The organism is Candidatus Moraniibacteriota bacterium (genome assembly GCA_016699875.1).
Classification (GTDB): Bacteria; Patescibacteriota; Minisyncoccia; order Moranbacterales; family UBA1568.
Window position 1 is genome coordinate 700,080 of the sequence record CP064989.1, and the last position, 17,721, is coordinate 717,800.

Consider the following 17,721-nt stretch of genomic DNA (forward strand, 5'->3'; position numbering starts at 1 on the left):
AATGTAACTAAATTGCAAAGGTATGATTTTAGGGAAATTTATTCGACAAAATACCGGTAGTATAGGCGAATATAAGGCATTTATACCAGACAAGTTCCCTCCAAAGGGCGGATTTTCGTTTTCTCCGGACATAGTGAAACAAGATGCAAAAGCCCAACATTTAGTAAGTAAGCTTGATGGAATTACTCAATTGCTTCCCGATGTCGACTTTTTCATTTTCATGTATATCTTGAAAGATGCGACGTCATCAAGCCAGATTGAAGGTACGGGTGCTACCATGATTCATGCCCTGGAAGCGGAGGCTAAGATTGATGTTGACCTTCCTGATGATGTCGACGATATCGTTCACTATATCAATGCACTTAACAAGGGCATGGAAATGCTTGGTAAACTTCCAATAAGTAGCAGACTTGTGAAATCGATTCATAAGGAGCTGATGCAAGGAGCGCGATCGACCCATGATGCCGTTCCTGGTGAGTTTCGTCATGATCAGAATTGGATCAATGGTACGAAACCTCAGGATGCGAAATTTGTTCCGCCGCCGGTACACGAAATGCAGCGAGCGCTCGACGATTGGGAAAAATTCGTACATAAAGATGATAATCTACTTCCGCTTACCAAGGCCGCTATGTTGCATGGACAGTTCGAGACCATTCATCCATTTCGAGACGGTAATGGAAGAACTGGTCGCATGATAACCACGCTTTACCTTCATGAAGCTGGTCTTCTCGAAAAACCAACACTGTTTCTCTCGTCGTATTTTAAGAGATATCAAAAGACATACTATGCTCGACTTGAAGGGTATCACTCGGGTGAGGTTGAGGAATGGGTGCGATTCTTTTTGACTGGTGTAGCGGAAACGGCACAGGAAGCAATTGAAACTGTACATCGAATTACGAAGCTGCGCGAACGAGATATTTTGAAGATACAAGGTTTGGACAAAAGATCCTCGCAGAGCGCTATAGTTGTACTCCCGCAACTCTTTGCCTTGCCAATTATCGATATTGTGACAGTGAGCAGATGGACCGGTTTTAGTCAGAACGGGGCGCAAAAGCTGGTTGATCGATTCGTTGATCTCGGCATTTTGCATATTCGCGATGAGAATCGGAAATATCGACGGTCGTATATTTACAAAGATTATGTTGATATTTTTTATGACGCTCGAAGAGAAAAAAATGAAGCAATTGAATAGGTTTCGGAGTTTTTTGCTATGAACGAATTATTATTAGAACCTGTTTACAATCTTCCGGTACACTGAGGACATAATCCTCAAACCAAAAGAACCATGTATCCAAGCGACATAACCCGAGAACAATTCGAACACATCAGACCATTTCTCGAATCAACCAGGAAGAGAACCAAACCAAAGACACTTGATTCCTATGACGTATTCAACGCTCTGCTCTACATTCTGGTCACGGGTTGCCAATGGAGGGCACTTCCCAAGGATTATCCAAAATGGCAGAGTGTCTATCGACACTTCCTTGTCTGGAAGGAACGAAAAAACAAACAGACAGAGAGTATGCTTGAGCAAGTCTTAAAAAAAATTGGTCGAACAAGAACGTATGAAAAATGGCAAACAATGCAAAACCAGTTTCTGCATCGTTGATGCTCAAAGTGTCAAGAATACAGATACGGCTCGAGAAAAAGGTTATGATGCAGGAAAAAAAGTTTCCGGTATCAAGCGACATATTCTCGTTGACACCAACGGATTGCCGCATGCGTTCACGGTAACCACTGCTAACGTCACTGATCGAAAGAGAAGTTTCTCCTGGCTGGAGAAATGCCGAAGGCTCTGGAAGAATTGCGAACGGACACTGGATTCGAGCTTACAGATGATGGTTTTAAGTTTTGATCGATTGTTGTTGAAAAGATTGTAAACAGGTTCTAAGACGTCTTAAGTAAGCCTAATTATTTATAAGACAGGTTCTGACATCGTCCAGTGCTCGGAGCAGATGAAATAGAGGCTCATACAAGCCTCTGTTTTTATGCTCTTACCAAGCAGATTCAGTCGTATCAATAAAAAACAGTGAATATTGTGATACTTATGCATTTTGTTAACTGTAAATTGACAGAATATAGTGAATAGAATATAATAAACACATAATATTCACTAAAAAATATGGCCATTACTAAACCAATTCGGAATCGTATTCAAAAATTAAAGAAAGAATTTGACGCTTTAAGAAAGGGAAAGGAGTCGCTTCTGACTCTTATTGATGAAGCTGAAATTCCGGAGAGTGTCTACAACTCTAATGCTATTGAGAATTCAACGCTGACGCTCCAGGAGACCGAAAAAATACTCCTTGATATTGCCGTATCGCGAGATGTATCTGTGCGGGAAGTCTTTGAAGCGAAGAATCTCGCTCGTGTTATCAACTATATCCGTACAAAGTCCCAGGAAAAAGAAATTGATAGGGATGTAATTTTACTCTTGCATCAGATGCTCATTGGAGGCATTAAAGATGAGATTGCGGGGCGTTTCCGAAATAAAGGAGAGTATGTTCGAGTGGGAACATATATCGCTCCGGCTCCGGAGCATATCAATCTGATGCTTGACTCGATCCTTTCCGAATACGGAAGCGATCATGATTCATATTTTCTTGATAAAATAGCGAAGTTCCATCTACATTTCGAAAATGTTCATCCATTTTGCGATGGTAATGGTCGGATTGGCCGGGCTCTTGTCTGTTATCAACTGCTTCGATTGGGATTTCCTTTGGTCATCGTTCGAAATAAAGAGAAAGAAATTTATTATAAAGCATTTTCAGATTATCGTGATCAAAAGAATTCGAAAACTATGGAAAAAATGTTTTCCCTGGCTCTTACAGAATCATTGCATAAGCGTATCACCTACCTGAAAGGAGAGAACGTTATTACTCTTTCCGAATATGCTAAGAAACATGGCGAATCGTCACCCGCCCTCTCGAATGCAGCTCGTCGACAGAATATTCCGGCTTTCCGAGAGAAGGGAGTTTGGAAGATCGGTGAGAAATTCAAAAAAGACCGGTAGAGGATTTACTTGTTTTCTCAAGTAGGCTCGAACTTCTTTGAGAGCTCGGAGCTAGTAAAAGCAAGGCTTAATAGAGCTTTGTTTTTGTTACCGAAGGAGGATTTAAACGGTCTGGACAGAAGCAACAAAGTATGCTATTATTAGAGGTCAGTTGAAATGACTGACCATTGTTGGGATGTTTCCGCAATGTCTTCCTGAAAGAGGATTGCAATCATGTCACTTAAAAAATATACCCTCCCGAATCTACTCACATCGTTGTATGAAAGTGCAACAAAAGCGCTTCATGTAATTTGGTCAGACCGATTTGTAGTCATTCATGGGACTATTGTAAACCGTGAAGGGTCAAATTGGATTGTCAACCTGACCGTGCAGGTGCACTTCAAAACACCGCATTATCACGGATGGACATTCCTTGAAGTTTCTGTGCATGTGAGTGAGTCTTTAAGGCATGCGACTGACAACGGACCCATCCTTGTCGAGGTGAAAAATCCTAAAATGGATCCTCCTAAAATCATGATTGCCAGAGTTCTCGTCTGGAAGGACTGCTACAACCCAGACAATCCTCTGGACGCCTGGGGTCGGATGTATGTACGCGACGACGACAAAAAAGACTTGGAGGTCATAGAGTACCTTGTATTGGAGGGAATTGTCGACTGATTCTCCCTGAGAAGAAGCTCCCAAAGGATAACTATCCGGCGGGAGCTTTTCAATTTCAAATGCTCAGCATGTAGATTTGAACTCGGTGCTTGATCCCCTTAATACATGGGTTCGTACTTCGTCCAACATGTGGAGCTAGTTTGGATGGTTTGTCCCCAAGGCAGATTTTTTGTTTATATTAATCTTTGTTTTTATCCTGTAGATAAATGATTTCTGTACTCGGGAGAGCTTTTCTTCTTTAAGACTTGGTTCGAGAGGATACAAAATTAAGAAATTGCTGCTCTTGCTCGATATTTTCCTCTAGGAAGGTGGTCTTTGCTTAGCTGGCAGTTTTGACTAGGGATACCCGGGTAAACTATATTGACAATTTATACTTCATGTCGTATAGTGAGTTGTCAGTCTGGAAATCCAGGTATGACAAAACCCGATAGTAACTTAACAGAGGACTAGACAGAATGAGTAACAGCACCATTTTCTTTGAAGAAGCTCTGCGCGAAGTTGGTGTGAGCGATGTGGCGATTGCTGCCTTGATCGATAACGAATACACTGATGTCAGCCAGTTGACTAACCTTGATGTCAATGACTTTTTGGCACTAGGCATCAAGGGTCGTCCAGCCTCGCTTTTGGCAGAAAAGTTCGGTAGACGTTCTGGCGGTCAATCAGTAGATTTGGATCAATCTACTTCGAAGCAGCCCATCAAGGTCGAGGTATCGTTGCCGAAATCGTTCGATCAAATGGGAACTTCCGAACTTCTCTCACAGCTCGCTGATACCAGTAACGCAGATGCGTTGTCGACATTGCTAGGTAAGCCGGAAGTGATTGCTGCTTCGGCTAGGACGGATTCATGGGCTATTCCTGGCACTGGTGGAACGAAGCTGGATGTCGACGCGACAATGGCGTACATTCGCTATCTCGGTAAGCCAGGGGCAACTCCCCAACGCCTGTATCAGGGACGTCGTCCCAAGAGCATCCATGTCATCCTTGGCGTTGTCGAGAAGACCCTGGTTAACCCATTTACGGGCGAGCCGGTGGTTGAGGGTTTGGATGCATCCGGAAATGACTGGTCGAAGACTGATCGTATCCTCATGAAAGCGATTTTGTGGGCGCGATTCACTCGACATAGGTTCTTCCCAGCCGCCATCGATCCATTCTCAGCCTTTGAGGAAATTTCTCAGCAGCCGCTGCCGCGGCGTTGGCAAGGTATTTTGGATGATTACAACGCGGCGGTCGAGGATGAAGATCCCGCGGCCTTGGGTGTGAGCTTGGCGTGGAAGGCTCCTACTGCTACCAATACCAACGGTAAGGGTGATACGATTGGCGGTGTCGCTGCTGAACAGCGGACTCGTGGCGCAGCGCTTGACCCGGAGTCTTTTGTCCGGGCGAAGTGTCAGGGTGCTGGTACTTTGTCCGGTATGGATTCAAAACTTGTTGGTGTCTTTTCGACTGTTGCTGTTTCTGGAATGAATCAGTCAGTCTGTGTTATAGTGCTGGATTCTTTTAAAGTAAGTGGTATGAATCAATCCGGCGTTGTTTACCTTGCTCCAGGTGCTGTCACAAAAGGATCGGGTATGGGAAACACCATCAGCATAGAACGGAAGAGTTGGGAACAGTTGGCTCAGATAGCCAGGGAATGGTAATAGTCCGTTAGCATCCTTCTAAAAGGAGCTTTATCAGGCGGTAGACTAGCATGTCTGCCGCTTTATTTTTTTAAAGAGGTTCGAACTTCTTCCATCGCTTGGGCATTAAACGAGTGCCACGAGATTTTGAGTCTGTAACAGAGTATCTTCTGGATCAGGAAATATCCTCCCCCACTCAAACGTTCGAAGGCTGTCCATCCAAGAGCAGATCAAATAGAGACTTGTATGATTCCCTATTTTGTACCTTGGATCGAGGTTTATAATTCCGGGGTTGACCTTGGTAGTACTTCTGATGTAGAATTCGACTTCTTTAACAACAAAAGGAGCGGGTGTAATGAAAAAAATACCCTCAACGCTCGAACGTGTTCTTGCTGAAGTTGAGCTGGGAAATGTGCAGACGGAACAAGCTTTAGTCGATTTCAATCCAAACGGCATACCAATTAATTATCTTTTGTACTTCTGTGAACTGCCCGATGGGACAGTTGTATATTTTGGTCGCGAGAGTATATTCAAAGATCGTAGATTAATTCTTCGAGAGGATTTCCTTGCTGTTGGCAAGAATAAACAGCGCGTCAAAGATGGTCTCAAGTACCCGACGCTTCGATCCCCAACGTTCCTTAAGGAAGGGTTTGATGATGTTGAGATGATCGAACCACTTGCTTATGAAGTGCTGCCTAGAGAACAGCATGCGGATGCTCTTGAATACAACAAGGTGTTGCAGCAGACTCTCGAGAGACTTTATCGAGCTCTCACATTGAATGACTGACTCCCTTATAAATTCAAATATAAGTGGCACACGACCCGCCAAAAGAGGTCGTTTTTTATTTTCCACATGCATATGTACAGTTAACACTCAAGGGTAACACTTTGTAACATTTTCTCACGAGGAGTCAGTCCGTTTAAGGATAAATGAATCCGTTCGTAATTGTAGTACCGTAATCACGCTTCTCTCGTTGTCCACACTCTCAGAGGATTCTGATGGTATAATATCGAGTATCAGACTTCTTTGATTGTATGAGTCAAGAAAAGTTGAGCGCGCGTTTACTTTGGTCATTTGGACCTGTTTTTGTGGCGGGCATTTTTCTCTGTATCTTTCCTAAAAGCGCTTCAGCTGAATGGTTGGCGAACTGGCAGTATCGAAAGGCAATTACCATCACAGGTCAATCAGGCGCGGGAACGGATTTTCAGATGAAGCTTCTCATTGGAGAAAGCGCCGGATCATCGGGTGCGAATTTTAATCTTGGGGGAAATGCTGCGAACTTCCCCTCCGGGAAAGGTCAGGGGGGCGATCTCTTTTTTACCGATAATGATGGTTCGACAGCTCTTTCATTTTGGGTGGAAAGTATCTCGGGATCGTCTCCAAATCGTACGGCGACAGTGTGGGTGAAGGTGGCCGATAACTTGTCATCTACTCAGACTATCGATTGCTATTACGGGAATGAGGGTGCATCGAATGTGAGTAGCGGCGACAATACATTTTTGCTGTTTGACGATTTCGATGGAGCGAGTTTGGATACGGGGAAGTGGGCGAAGCAAAGTTCTGCGGGAGGATCTGTCTCTCTCGGGAGTTCGCAATTGACGTTGAGTAGCACCTCGACGTCTGACTATGTGTGGGTTGACTCAGTAAATACATACAGCATACCAACGTTGTCCGAAACGAAAGTAGATTCCTTTTCGCCGTCCGGAGCGACGTATCGTATGGGACAAACGACTGGCGTTACGCCGCGTGGAGACAATGGAAATCTGTATAGCGAGTACTCTGCCGATGCCCTGGGTACGAGCTATCGTATCGTGGGGGATAACGCGTCAGCCGGTTGGTCGGTGTCAGTGACATCGCTCGGGTCGGACACGAGTGGCATCTGGTCTTTTGCTTGGCCTTCGACCGGTTCGCAGAAGTTCTTTGTCAACTACAGCCAAAAACTGACGGGGAGTGATAGTGTCAATAGTTTGAGTTCATACCACATGTATCTGGGCAATGCGATGTCGAGTGCGGGGTCGTCCAGGGTGGATTGGGCGAGAGTGAGGAAGTATGTATCAACGGAGCCGAGCGTGAGCAGTGTGGCGAGCGAGGAGAGTGTGTCAACGTGCATCGCCGGGAACTTTTCGGGAGGGTCGGGAATGGAGGCGGATCCATACCATGTGGCTACACTCAATGAGCTTGAGAGTGTGCGAACATGTTTGAACAGTCATTTTATTCAGACGGCTGATATCGATGCCTCTGCTACGAGTACGTGGAATGGCGGTGATGGTTTCCATCCTATCGGCGACGGTACGGCTCAGTTTAGCGGGACATACGACGGAGACAGCCATGTGATTGACCATCTTTCAATCAATCAAACCGGAAATTATCGAGGGTTGTTCGGATATATAAAGGGGTCTTCGCCATATACGGCGGAAGTAAAAAATGTGGGACTGACGAATGCCACGGTACAAGGAACCTACATGATCGGTGTCCTCGCAGGATTTTTTGATGCAGCGCTCATTGATCGTTGTTATGCCACGGGGAGCGTGACCAGCGATGCTCTTTCGCTCACCGACTGGACCAATGCCGGAGGTCTTGCGGGAAGGGGTTACCGGTCAAAAATCCAAAACTCTTGGGCACATGTGACGGTGACAGCAAAAGGATATCGCAACGGAGGATTGGTAGGGCAGATGTGGGATGATGCTACGGATTCGTCTCAGATTCTCAGCTCTTTCAGTTTGGGTGATGTGGTGGGCGGGTCCACCTACACGGGAGGGCTGGTAGGCGTGATGAATGGCGGCATTATCCGAAACTCGTATGCTCGTGGAGATGTGACGCGCAGCTCCGGAGCAACTAGCGCAACACTCGGAGCCTTTATGGGCGGCTGGTATGACGATCAGTCGGAGGTTCACACCTCATACAGTACGGGGAACGTATATTATGCCGGAACATCCGACCCGACAGACAGAGGATTTAGCGGAGGAAACATTACCAATGATGCTAACTTTTTTGACGGCGAAGTATCAAACCAATCAAGCGCTCTGGGCGCAACCGTCAAGACAATCGCGCAGATGAAGACTGTGGGCACGTTTACCGGGGCGGGGTGGAATTTCGGCTCCGTGTGGGGTATTGAAAGCGGAGCGAATGACGGATACCCGCGGTTACTCGCATCAAACGAACGAACGCTCACATATGCTGCCGGGGCGGGGGGAACTGTTTCCGGGACGACATTTCAAATTGTCTCTTCAGGATCAAGCGGTGCGGCGGTAACGGCGGTACCGAGTACGGGATATCATTTTGTAAACTGGAGCGACAGCTCGACTGACAATCCTCGGACCGATACGAATGTTGCGAGCAGTGTTTCTGTTACTGCCAATTTTTCGCCTGATACTTTCACGCTCACGTACGCTGCCGGGACGGGCGGGTCTCTTAGTGGGTCGGCAACGCAGACCGTCTCGTATGGATCGGATGGCAGCGCTGTCGAGGTGGTCCCGTCGAGTGGTTACGCGTTTTCCAAATGGAGCGATGATGCGACTGACAATCCTCGGACCGATACGAATATTACGACGGATGTTTCCGTTTCGGCTCTCTTTGTTGATTCGGGTGCTCCGACGATATCCGGAGCATCTGCTGTGCCAACGGACAGCTCGGTAGATATCACATGGAACACAGACGAAGCGAGCACGTCTCAGGTATCGTATGGACTGACATCGTCTCTCGGATCTTCCACTGCCAAAGACAGTTCGCTTGTTGGCAGTCATAGTGTGAACATAGGTTCACTCCATGCGTGTGCCCGCTACTTTGTGCGCCTGGTGTCGGATGATGCCGCGAGCAATACCGCAACATCGAGTATATTCACTTTTAGCACCCTTGGGTGCGACACCTCTGCGATCGAAGACGGCGGGGAAGAATCTGTGCCCACCAGCGGAGGGACAGTTTCTACCAATACCACAAAAGGAACGGCGTCCCTTACGATTCCCGGTGATTTCTATACTTCCGGTGGGATTCCCAAAGAGGCAACCTTTCAAATCAATACGCTCGACACGGACAGTGTTTCTTCCGAGCCATCGGGGACGGGCTTGGTAGGAGATAATCTTTTCGATCTTTTGGCGGTATCTGAGGATGATGTGCCGATAACTGCTTTTGACAAAGATATCACGTTTGTTGTGCACTACGGGAGCGATGTGCAAGATTCTTTTGAGGAGGGGACGCTGGATATATACCGCTACTCCGGTGGAGAGTGGATAAAACAAAACTGTACGCTTGATACGACCGCTCATACGCTCACCTGCCTGTTGTCACATTTCTCTTCCTATGGCGTGTTTGGATCGGAGATAGGCGAGGGTGGGACGGGGGACGGCGAGGATGCCTCCAATGACAATGACACGGAAGAGGTAAAGAAGGCCGATATAAACTCATGGAGCGCCTCCCTCTACAACGTGCTTGTGCCATCGAGTTCATGCCCGGAGCGTGTGAGGCTGGTCATCACCGGGCACGATTTTGCTAAGCATCCACAGGTACGAATCGGAGGAAAGAAGGCTCTCTGGGTGGAGAGAAAATCGAGCCGGAAGATCGTGGCAGGCTTTTGTTTGACCGATTTGCTGAAAGTAAAAGTGGGAAACAAAAGGTCTGTCAAAGTAGTGAATCCGGGGACCAAAGCGGAGGAAGCGGACAAGAAAATCGATCTTGAACAATTGGACTTTGAAGACGAATATGAGAGCGTCTCTCAAGATGCGCCAACGGGCGGGTCTGTCCCCTCAGGGAAAGAGGATGAGCCGAATATTGAGGAAATGCCGGAATACTTGGGAGCGGGAACGCCGAATGTATGCTCATATTCCGTTGAAGCGGGAGACTCGCTCTGGTCTATCGCCAAGCAGGTCTATGGAGATGCGACAGCCTACCCATTGATTGTTCGGGAGAATATGGAGCGATACCCTGATATTTCCAAAGGGACACTGCACGTCGGGCAGTCTCTCGTATTCGGATGTGATGGTTCTTCCGGCATGCCAGAAAGTTCGCATTCCGATGAGCGAGATGATACAGCGCAGACGAATAGTGAATCAGAAAATTCGCAGGATGCCCGCTGGTGGAACCCGCTGAGTTGGTTTTGATATACGAGTGCCCAAAGAGGGAAGATGAATACCCCTAAAGAGGTTTACTGTATTGAAACAAGACAACTGAGAAAACAGGAGTTGCCCGGCTCCTGTTTTTGTCAAAGAAGAGCATTGAGCAGTTGCTTCGGAGCATATTGAAGACTCTAAAAAAACAGCAAGTCGTTTGGCAGAAATGGACGCGCGAAGGCGTTTTCGAGCAATAGGATTTAAAAAATAAAAAGCTCTCGAAAAGAGAGCTTTGCTATGTGCTGATTTTAGGTTGTCCCAAGTTGCTTAAGTGGAAACAGAGTGTTCTATGTGGCGATGCCGTGAAGTTCGAGTATTTCTTGGAAGGAGTGTATTTCCCAGAAATCTACTTCAAGTTTCACGGTAATGATGATAGTGTCTGGCCTCATCTCCGGTATTTCCCGGAGAAGCCGCCGACAGTGCCGGCAGGGATGGAGCGTGCACGTCATGACCCCGCTTTCTCCATCGGGCTCGTCTTGCGGTTCACCTGCCACGACGAGTGCGAGCATTCTCTCTGTCGGGAACAAATGTCCTTGCTGACGAATTTGCGCCACCACTTCCTGCTCAGCGCAGGTATTCCGCGCGTCTCTTTCGAGCTTCAAATTTGCTCCAGTGTATATGGCGTAACCGGATCTTCCAAGAGCATGAAGCGCTTCTGGTTCCGTGCTTGTTAGAAATGCGGCTGCTCAGACACGAAAGCCTCGATATGACCGACCTCTTTGCCGCGCTGCTGCACGCGCTCGATCGATCAGGTGCCATCGAATCTGCCAAAGGGCGCTCCAATTATGATGCCAGACCAATTCCGAGGGGACATGTTCTTGATTGAGAACAAATGCCTGTTTGAATATTTCCGCCGGTGACAGTGACATGGTCACGCTCCTCTTGAAGGAAAACAACTTGCGCGAACGTAGCATTATTTCGAGTCACTGTCAATCTTCGTCTTGGCGGAGTATCTTGAATAGTATGAAATGGTGTGTAAAGGAGATTCGATTGAGTTTTGTATCGTTGTTTGTATACAGATGTTCTCAACTTGACATATATCTATAAATAGGTATATTTTAGGGCAGTAATAGCGTGCTCGTTGACAATAAGTAGCTTCGCTTCTTGTGCAAAGTGTCCTCTCTTGATATGTATCCGGGAGAGGCAATTTCTTCTGAAAAGACCGGAGAATAAACAGTGAATACTTCTTCTGTTCGTGTGATTCAAACGTTTGAAACAGCAAATGTTTATGGTCGGGTGAGCGTGCTTGAGCAGGATGGGCTGACATTTGTTGTCCATACTCTCCGAAAGAAACAGGTATCTTCTCGGGGTGATTTCGTGGTGGCGAAAGTACTCGACCAGTATGGACAAATTCTCTGGCTATTTCCGAAATCGTTTCAGGGGCTCGCGCTGTTGAAACAGGTGGGTGATGAGGCGGTAATTGCGTTGGTTGAACGAGGCCGGGAAGGTAGGGTGATGGAAGTCATCGCCTTTTCGTCGCTTGGCAAAGATAGTCCTGTCGATTTGCATCGGAGTATTAGATTGAAACGACTTGCCGCTCAACATCTTGAGCGGGAATATTATTTGACTGACGCCGAAGCCGCCAGCGTGATGAGCGGAAACAAGCCGGAGCCTTCCCGTCGACAAATGTCTCATGCTGCCCGTCGGCAAGCTTGGATGGAATCGGCACGCTGCATCAGAGGACGACACAGCGTAACAGTTCGGTCTGAAGACGGCAGGGTTCTCTCGGGGATTCCGGTCGTCGGCAATGAATGGAGATATCTTAAACCCGGAACTTATGCAGTGACGGTTGAACGATTTGATGATGCGTCCGGACTGCATGAAAAACCGATCGAGGCATTTAAAGTGGTGACTGACCGTCAAGGAAAACTCGTTCGAACTTTTGTAACTCCCGTTGCTCCGGAATGGCGTCCTGATAATGTTGTACGACCGTCTGCCATGGAAGGTGCCATACGGAAGATGACTGTTTGCAATGCGGGTGACGGAGAGAATCTCAAAGTGTTGGTGTATGCCAGCATGGATGATATTCGCAAAGCGCGTGGTTGCGGTCTGGGTGGTGGTACTTATGTGACCTCACTTGATAAGCGGCAGGCGGATGATCGCTGGACGGTGTTCCGTGTTTACGATGGTAAGATAGAGACTATCGGAAATCTTGGAGTGGTACGATAGTAGGGAAACTCCCAAAACCCTCAAGTCTTTAACAAGGCTTGAGGGTGTTTTATTTTCTGTGCCAAAACCGAATTTTTAGTGTGGGAATGACCTCTGTGAATTTTTCTCAAGACTACTTTACTTGTTGTGTGTTTCAATTTTCGTAAGAGGTCGTCCTAATAATATATCCAGATAGCATTGGCAGTTGAGTCGGACGTAATGGGGGAGGAGAAAGTGCGTGCGGACGGATTCTTGCGCGGCACGACCGATAACTTGTGCTTTCGCTGTGTCGGACAGCGTCTCGACGACGTGCTGCGCGATTGCTTCCGGAGTGTCGGCGAGGTAGCCGTTTTCGCCATGGGTGATTTGGAGTTCGGCTCCGCGAGAGGGGCGGGCGATGACGACACGGGCTTTCCACATAGCTTCTGTGATGGTGAGTCCAAAGCCTTCGCGTCGGCTCATCTGAAGCGTGCACTTGGTGAGTGTATTGACGGCATTGATGAAGAGGGCATTGCTTGTGTCATGCATGAGCTGGGAGAGATCCGAAAATATATGGATATCGGGATCTCTCGATGCCGCAGAAGTGGTCTTGGCAACCCACTCGAGTGCTTCCGGATCATCGGATGCTTCGATGAATCCGGCGAGTATGAGCTGGAGCGTTGGCAAGGATTGTTTTGCAATGCGATAAGTATCGATAGCGCCGAGAGGATCCTTCCATGTGTCGAAGCGGGATATCTGTGTAATGATGGGGCGTGCCGTATCGATACCGTGTTTCTCGAGAATGTTTTGAGCGGAATCTCTATCGAGGGGGGAATTTTTCTCAGCGAGCGGATCGATGGCGGGGCGGATAATGACAGTCTGATCTTTGGAGTATGTATCTATTGCTGAGCGATAATTACCGCTCGAAAGGATGATGCCGGAGGTTTGTTGAAGCATCGGCATGAGGAATTCGGCAATTGGTCTGTAAGGGGTTGAGAGATCGATATGCAGCCGCGAGATAACAGGCGCGTATTGACGCGCTTGAGATATGAGCGGAAGCGGTTGCGGATCATGAAGGACTATGAGATTCGGTTGAAAGTCGCGCGCGATAGTTTCAAATCGTTCATGGAGCGTTGCGGCGATTTCGAGATAGGCTGCTTGTTCAGTGGGAGTAATCATGTGGGCTGCACCCTGAAGACCATTGTGAATTTTCTTGGTAATGACAAAAAAATCGTGAGCGTCCTCGATAACGACCCGGGAACTCTCAATGCCAAGCGCGCGTTCGAATGCGCAACCGCTTCTGAGAAGTTCGGCAACGCCGCCGCCTTGCGCTGAGGAGCTGACGTGCAGTATTCGTTTGCCGGCAAGTGATGAAGTAATCTCCTTGAGAGAGGACGCGTCATCTGGGCTGATGGCGGCATATGTCGTGAGCGCGCTTTGCGTGAAGGAATCCGGAGTGACTGTTTTTAGTGTGGGCATACGAAGAGTATACCAACCGAGAAAGAAGCGAACAAATGTTTCTCTCTGTCATTTTGACTGGAGTAACTGGAGGGACAAGGCGGAGGAATTTCCGGACAGGATGTGTAAGAACTTGAAAAGCGCGGTTCTGCGACTGAGATTCCTCAACTTCGCTCGGAATGACATCAGGGAATAGTTTTCGGATCAATACGACGAGGGCTTTTCTCTTTCGAGAATCGCATGAACAAGCATTGCCACCGGACAATAACCGGTTATGGCGAAAAACATAAGCATGCTACCGACAAAGAGTGCGGCCCAATGGAATCCCGGATGAAGGAAGATTCCGAGCAGTGTCAGTATGGCGACCAAGAGTCCGGCAATTAAGAAGATGATTCGATCAACGGTCCAGCGTTTTGTTTCGGCGCGATAGAAAAGTGGCGGCATAGGCTTATTTTTTAGGAATAAACGTGTGGCTTAAGAAGCTTTTTCTTCCCAGTGTTTTCGCTCGAAGATGAAATAGAGGAGAGGAAAGATAATGAGAGTGAGGAAGGTGGACGCGGAGAGTCCGAAGATAATGGACCAGGCGAGTCCTTCCCAGACAGGATCGCTTACGATAGTGAGCGAACCGAGTATGGCGGCAAGCGAAGTTAGGACAATGGGGAGCAATCTAATGCGCCCGGCTTCTACAAGCGCTTCCCGCATTGGCATGCCGGCATGTCTGAGTGGCTCGAGGTATTCCAAGTAGATGATAGCATTTTTTACGGAGAGCCCGGAAAGCGCGATGACGCCGATCATCGAGGTGGCATTGAAATACGTCCCTTTGACTGCTTGTAAGAATGCAAACCCGGGAAGTATGCCGATTAGTCCGAGCGGGATGCTTATCATGATGAGACCGGGTATGATGAGCGACTTTGTTCGTGCTGCCAAGACGAAGAATATGAGAAACAGGACAACTCCCATGACAATGCCCAGGTCACGGAACACTTCGATGGTCAGTTTCCATTCGCCGCCGATTTCTACGCGATACTGTTCGCCGGTCGATCGATCTTGATAGGTGACGCCGAGTGGCGACCAGGAAATCCTCTCCCCAGCATTGTCCGGGAGATGATAACTGAGAAGTGTGGGGAATATATCGAGCACGGCATAGACGATGCTTCGATTGCCCATCTCGGCGGATATGAACGTTGTTTCCAGACGATTATCGGAGAGTATGGCTTGCTCTGTCGGGGAGTTGACCGGTTCAAGGAGATCGGTAATCGGTATGAGATCGCCGGACTTGCCAGAGATTTTTATACGTGACAGATCTTGTTCTTGCGAGCGATTTTCCGGCGCAAACCGTATAACGATGTATCGCGGTTCTTTGGCAGGATTCTCGCGCGTCGTGCTGTGGAAGAGTCCCATGTTTGATCCGGAGAATGCTGTTTGAATTGACATCTCAATATCCGGAAGTGAGACGCCAAGACGAGATGCCTTCTCTGTATTTATTCGATAGGTTGGGTTGATACCTCGTTCGGGAATCGAAGTGTCAATGTCGACGACGCCATCTATATTTGCGGAAGCATTGGCGAGGTCGCGGGCGATTTGTTCTCGAATTTCGCTATTCGAACCCTTTACTTTCAGAAGAAAGGTTGAGAGAACTGGTGGCCCGGGTGGATCTTCAATGATGCGCGCGACAGCATCAGGAAATGCTTCGTGGAAATCGGTGAGGCTTTCCCGTACGCGAAAGGCAATTGCTTCTGATGTGATGCTGCGACTGTTCGATGCTGTGAGGTGAACTACGAGCGTTGCTTGGTTCTCAGTGGTTCTTTGGGAGCTTCCTTTGAAAAGTCCATTGAAATCAACTACGGGTGCCGTACCAACGAAACTCTCTACTTGGAGAATATCGGAATCTTTGAGAAGGATTGTTTCGATGGCGTGCGTCGCAGCATCGGTTGTATCGAGTGCTGTGCCGTCCGGAAGGTCGAGGTATACGGAGAAATGATCTTTGTCAGCTTTGGGAAGCATCCGAAAAGGTACGAGTGGCGTCAGGGGGAGTATAAGCGCGATAATGAGCGCCGCTCCGGTTGTCACGAGCACCAAGACGCGTTTCTTGCGGTGCATGAGAAGTGCGGACAGTGTTTGTTCGTATATCTTTTCAATTCTTTTGAACGTTCGTACGAAGAGATTGTCTTTCTCTGTATCTGCAAGGATTTTTCTTGGCATGGAAAGGAGGGAGAGAAACGGATTGAGCGTGACGGAGATAATGAGTGACGCAAAGAGTGCTGCCGGCACGAAGAAGGGGATCGGTCCCATATAGGGTCCCATCATGCCGCTGACAAATGCCATAGGGAGAAAAGCGAGTGCCATAGTGAGAGTTGAAAGGGCGAGCGCGCCACCCACTTCGTCCACAGCCTGTACGATAAGCTTGATCCTGTTCTCATTTGGAAAGAGCCGAAAGGATCGTGCGATATTTTCTACCACGACTATAGCATCGTCAACGAGAAGTCCGAGCGAGAGTATGAGGGCGAAGAGTGTGATGCGATTTATTGTCTGACCGGCAAGAAGTCCCATGCCGAAAACAGCAAGAAGCACGAGCGGTATTGATATCGATGCAACAAAGGCATTGCGCAGCCCAAGGAACAGTGCAAGGAGCGCGCCGACAATGACAATAGATTTAACGAGATCGAAAGAAAGCTTGGAAATTTCTTCGTGTGCTGTTGCGCCCTCATCGCGCAGAATCGATGTTTTGACTGTGTCCGGTACGAGAGTTTTTTGAAGATCTTCTAATTTTTTGAGTGCCTCGGTCGACACCGTAGTCGCGTTTTCTCCCTTGAGCTTCGAAAGAGTAATATGGACTGTTTCACTGGCGTTTTCGTACCGCTCCGATATGCGGACATATTCCCGTATGTCGTCGGGCTCCAGGGAAATATCGGCGATATCTCCGAGTCGGAGTATCGAATCACTTGCTTCTCGGATAGAGATATGTGAGAGATCATCGGGGTTCTCTATGATCCCAACAATGCTTATAAATGGATTCTTACCGATATTTTGGAGTTCGCTTATGGAGAGGGAGCCGTTTGATTTCCTTATGGCGTTCTCAATGTCGGCGATGGTGACATTTCTGGCGGTGAGTGCGTCGGCGTGCAGTGTTATTTTTAATTGCTCCGTATGTCCGCCGAGAATGTCTGCCGATGATATACCCGGTACCAGTTTGAGTATGTCGGCAATGTCGATGGCAAGTGCGCGTAAGGACGTCTCTGACAGTGTTGGCGATGTCAGGGCAATGTCGAGGATGGGAACATCGTCGGGACGTATTGATTGCACAAGCGGAGTTGAAGCGCCGAATGGCAGTGTCGTTTGTATATCTTGAAGCTTCTGATTAATTGCGAGTGTCGCGCTTTCTTCGGAATATCCGACGAGAAATTTCACGACGACAACGCTTTTCCCTCCGGCAATTGATTGTGAGGAAATATCGTCTACTTTCGGCACTCCCGACACAGCGTCTCCCACTCGTTTTGTGAGAAGAGTGCTGACCTCTTCGGCTGAGGTGCCGGGAAGTTCGGTTGTTATGGTAAACGCAGGCGCGACAATCTCCGGGTTGTACTGCTTTGGCATGAGTGCAAACGAAAGCGTTCCCCAAACGATGAGTATGCCGATAGTGAGCAGGGAAATTTTTTGGTTGGAGAGAAAAATTCGCGTAGCTCTTCCGGCAAATCCGACAGGCACATCAGTGGTTTCGAAAGGATGTTTCATAGTGATAGTGTCGGA

The 17,721-nt window shown here is 47.9% G+C and carries 11 protein-coding genes and 1 pseudogene; 8 read left to right on the forward strand and 4 right to left on the reverse strand.

The window, feature by feature from the left end:
- Positions 1 to 22 precede the first annotated feature (22 nt).
- From IPK84_03505 to IPK84_03535, 7 genes and pseudogenes are all read left to right on the forward strand, one after another.
- Positions 23 to 1,192: a Fic family protein gene (locus IPK84_03505; GenBank protein QQS15411.1), complete on the forward strand. Its 1,170-nt coding sequence runs from the start codon at positions 23 to 25 to the stop codon at positions 1,190 to 1,192.
- A 93-nt stretch (positions 1,193 to 1,285) separates the two neighbouring features.
- A pseudogene (locus tag IPK84_03510) lies at positions 1,286 to 1,880 on the forward strand (IS5 family transposase).
- A gap of 242 nt (positions 1,881 to 2,122) precedes the next feature.
- Positions 2,123 to 3,013 (forward strand): Fic family protein, encoded by an 891-nt coding sequence (locus tag IPK84_03515; GenBank protein ID QQS15412.1) that lies wholly within the window; start codon positions 2,123 to 2,125, stop codon positions 3,011 to 3,013.
- Between the two features lie 213 nt (positions 3,014 to 3,226).
- Positions 3,227 to 3,670 (forward strand): hypothetical protein, encoded by a 444-nt coding sequence (locus tag IPK84_03520; protein QQS15413.1) that lies wholly within the window; start codon positions 3,227 to 3,229, stop codon positions 3,668 to 3,670.
- Between the two features lie 455 nt (positions 3,671 to 4,125).
- On the forward strand, positions 4,126 to 5,307 hold the full coding sequence (locus tag IPK84_03525; protein ID QQS15414.1) for a hypothetical protein: 1,182 nt from the start codon (positions 4,126 to 4,128) through the stop codon (positions 5,305 to 5,307).
- Between the two features lie 334 nt (positions 5,308 to 5,641).
- Positions 5,642 to 6,073, forward strand: coding sequence for a hypothetical protein (locus IPK84_03530; protein ID QQS15415.1), 432 nt, complete (start codon positions 5,642 to 5,644; stop codon positions 6,071 to 6,073).
- 248 nt (positions 6,074 to 6,321) lie between these two features.
- Positions 6,322 to 10,380, forward strand: coding sequence for a DUF2341 domain-containing protein (locus IPK84_03535; protein ID QQS15416.1), 4,059 nt, complete (start codon positions 6,322 to 6,324; stop codon positions 10,378 to 10,380).
- A 296-nt stretch (positions 10,381 to 10,676) separates the two neighbouring features.
- Here the strand turns inward: IPK84_03535 and IPK84_03540 are convergent, their stop codons facing one another.
- A complete protein-coding gene (locus IPK84_03540) occupies positions 10,677 to 10,991 on the reverse strand; it encodes a hypothetical protein (GenBank protein ID QQS15417.1) in 315 nt (104 codons plus the stop codon).
- A gap of 595 nt (positions 10,992 to 11,586) precedes the next feature.
- Between IPK84_03540 and IPK84_03545 the strand changes: the two genes are divergently transcribed.
- Complete coding sequence (locus IPK84_03545) at positions 11,587 to 12,558, forward strand: hypothetical protein (GenBank protein ID QQS15418.1); 972 nt, start codon at positions 11,587 to 11,589, stop codon at positions 12,556 to 12,558.
- Between the two features lie 117 nt (positions 12,559 to 12,675).
- Here the strand turns inward: IPK84_03545 and IPK84_03550 are convergent, their stop codons facing one another.
- The 3 genes from IPK84_03550 to IPK84_03560 all read right to left on the reverse strand — a co-directional run bounded on the left by IPK84_03550 (position 12,676) and on the right by IPK84_03560 (position 17,706).
- A complete protein-coding gene (locus IPK84_03550) occupies positions 12,676 to 13,995 on the reverse strand; it encodes a glycosyltransferase (protein QQS15419.1) in 1,320 nt (439 codons plus the stop codon).
- A 183-nt stretch (positions 13,996 to 14,178) separates the two neighbouring features.
- The gene (locus IPK84_03555) at positions 14,179 to 14,418 is read right to left on the reverse strand and encodes a DUF2892 domain-containing protein (GenBank protein QQS15420.1); all 240 of its coding nucleotides are present in this window, start codon (positions 14,416 to 14,418) and stop codon (positions 14,179 to 14,181) included.
- 30 nt (positions 14,419 to 14,448) lie between these two features.
- Positions 14,449 to 17,706, reverse strand: a complete 3,258-nt coding sequence (locus IPK84_03560) for an efflux RND transporter permease subunit (protein ID QQS15421.1) — start codon at positions 17,704 to 17,706, stop codon at positions 14,449 to 14,451.
- Positions 17,707 to 17,721 lie beyond the last annotated feature (15 nt).

Excerpts from the sequence above, each read along its gene's own strand:
- IPK84_03505 (QQS15411.1), top strand. The coding sequence starts at position 23 with ATGATTTTAGGGAAATTTATTCGACAAAATACCGGTAGTATAGGCGAA.
- IPK84_03515 (QQS15412.1), top strand. The coding sequence starts at position 2,123 with ATGGCCATTACTAAACCAATTCGGAATCGTATTCAAAAATTAAAGAAA.
- IPK84_03520 (QQS15413.1), top strand. The coding sequence starts at position 3,227 with ATGTCACTTAAAAAATATACCCTCCCGAATCTACTCACATCGTTGTAT.
- IPK84_03525 (QQS15414.1), top strand. The coding sequence starts at position 4,126 with ATGAGTAACAGCACCATTTTCTTTGAAGAAGCTCTGCGCGAAGTTGGT.
- IPK84_03530 (QQS15415.1), top strand. The coding sequence starts at position 5,642 with ATGAAAAAAATACCCTCAACGCTCGAACGTGTTCTTGCTGAAGTTGAG.
- IPK84_03535 (QQS15416.1), top strand. The coding sequence starts at position 6,322 with ATGAGTCAAGAAAAGTTGAGCGCGCGTTTACTTTGGTCATTTGGACCT.
- IPK84_03550 (QQS15419.1), bottom strand. The coding sequence starts at position 13,995 with ATGCCCACACTAAAAACAGTCACTCCGGATTCCTTCACGCAAAGCGCG.
- IPK84_03555 (QQS15420.1), bottom strand. The coding sequence starts at position 14,418 with ATGCCGCCACTTTTCTATCGCGCCGAAACAAAACGCTGGACCGTTGAT.
- IPK84_03560 (QQS15421.1), bottom strand. The coding sequence starts at position 17,706 with ATGAAACATCCTTTCGAAACCACTGATGTGCCTGTCGGATTTGCCGGA.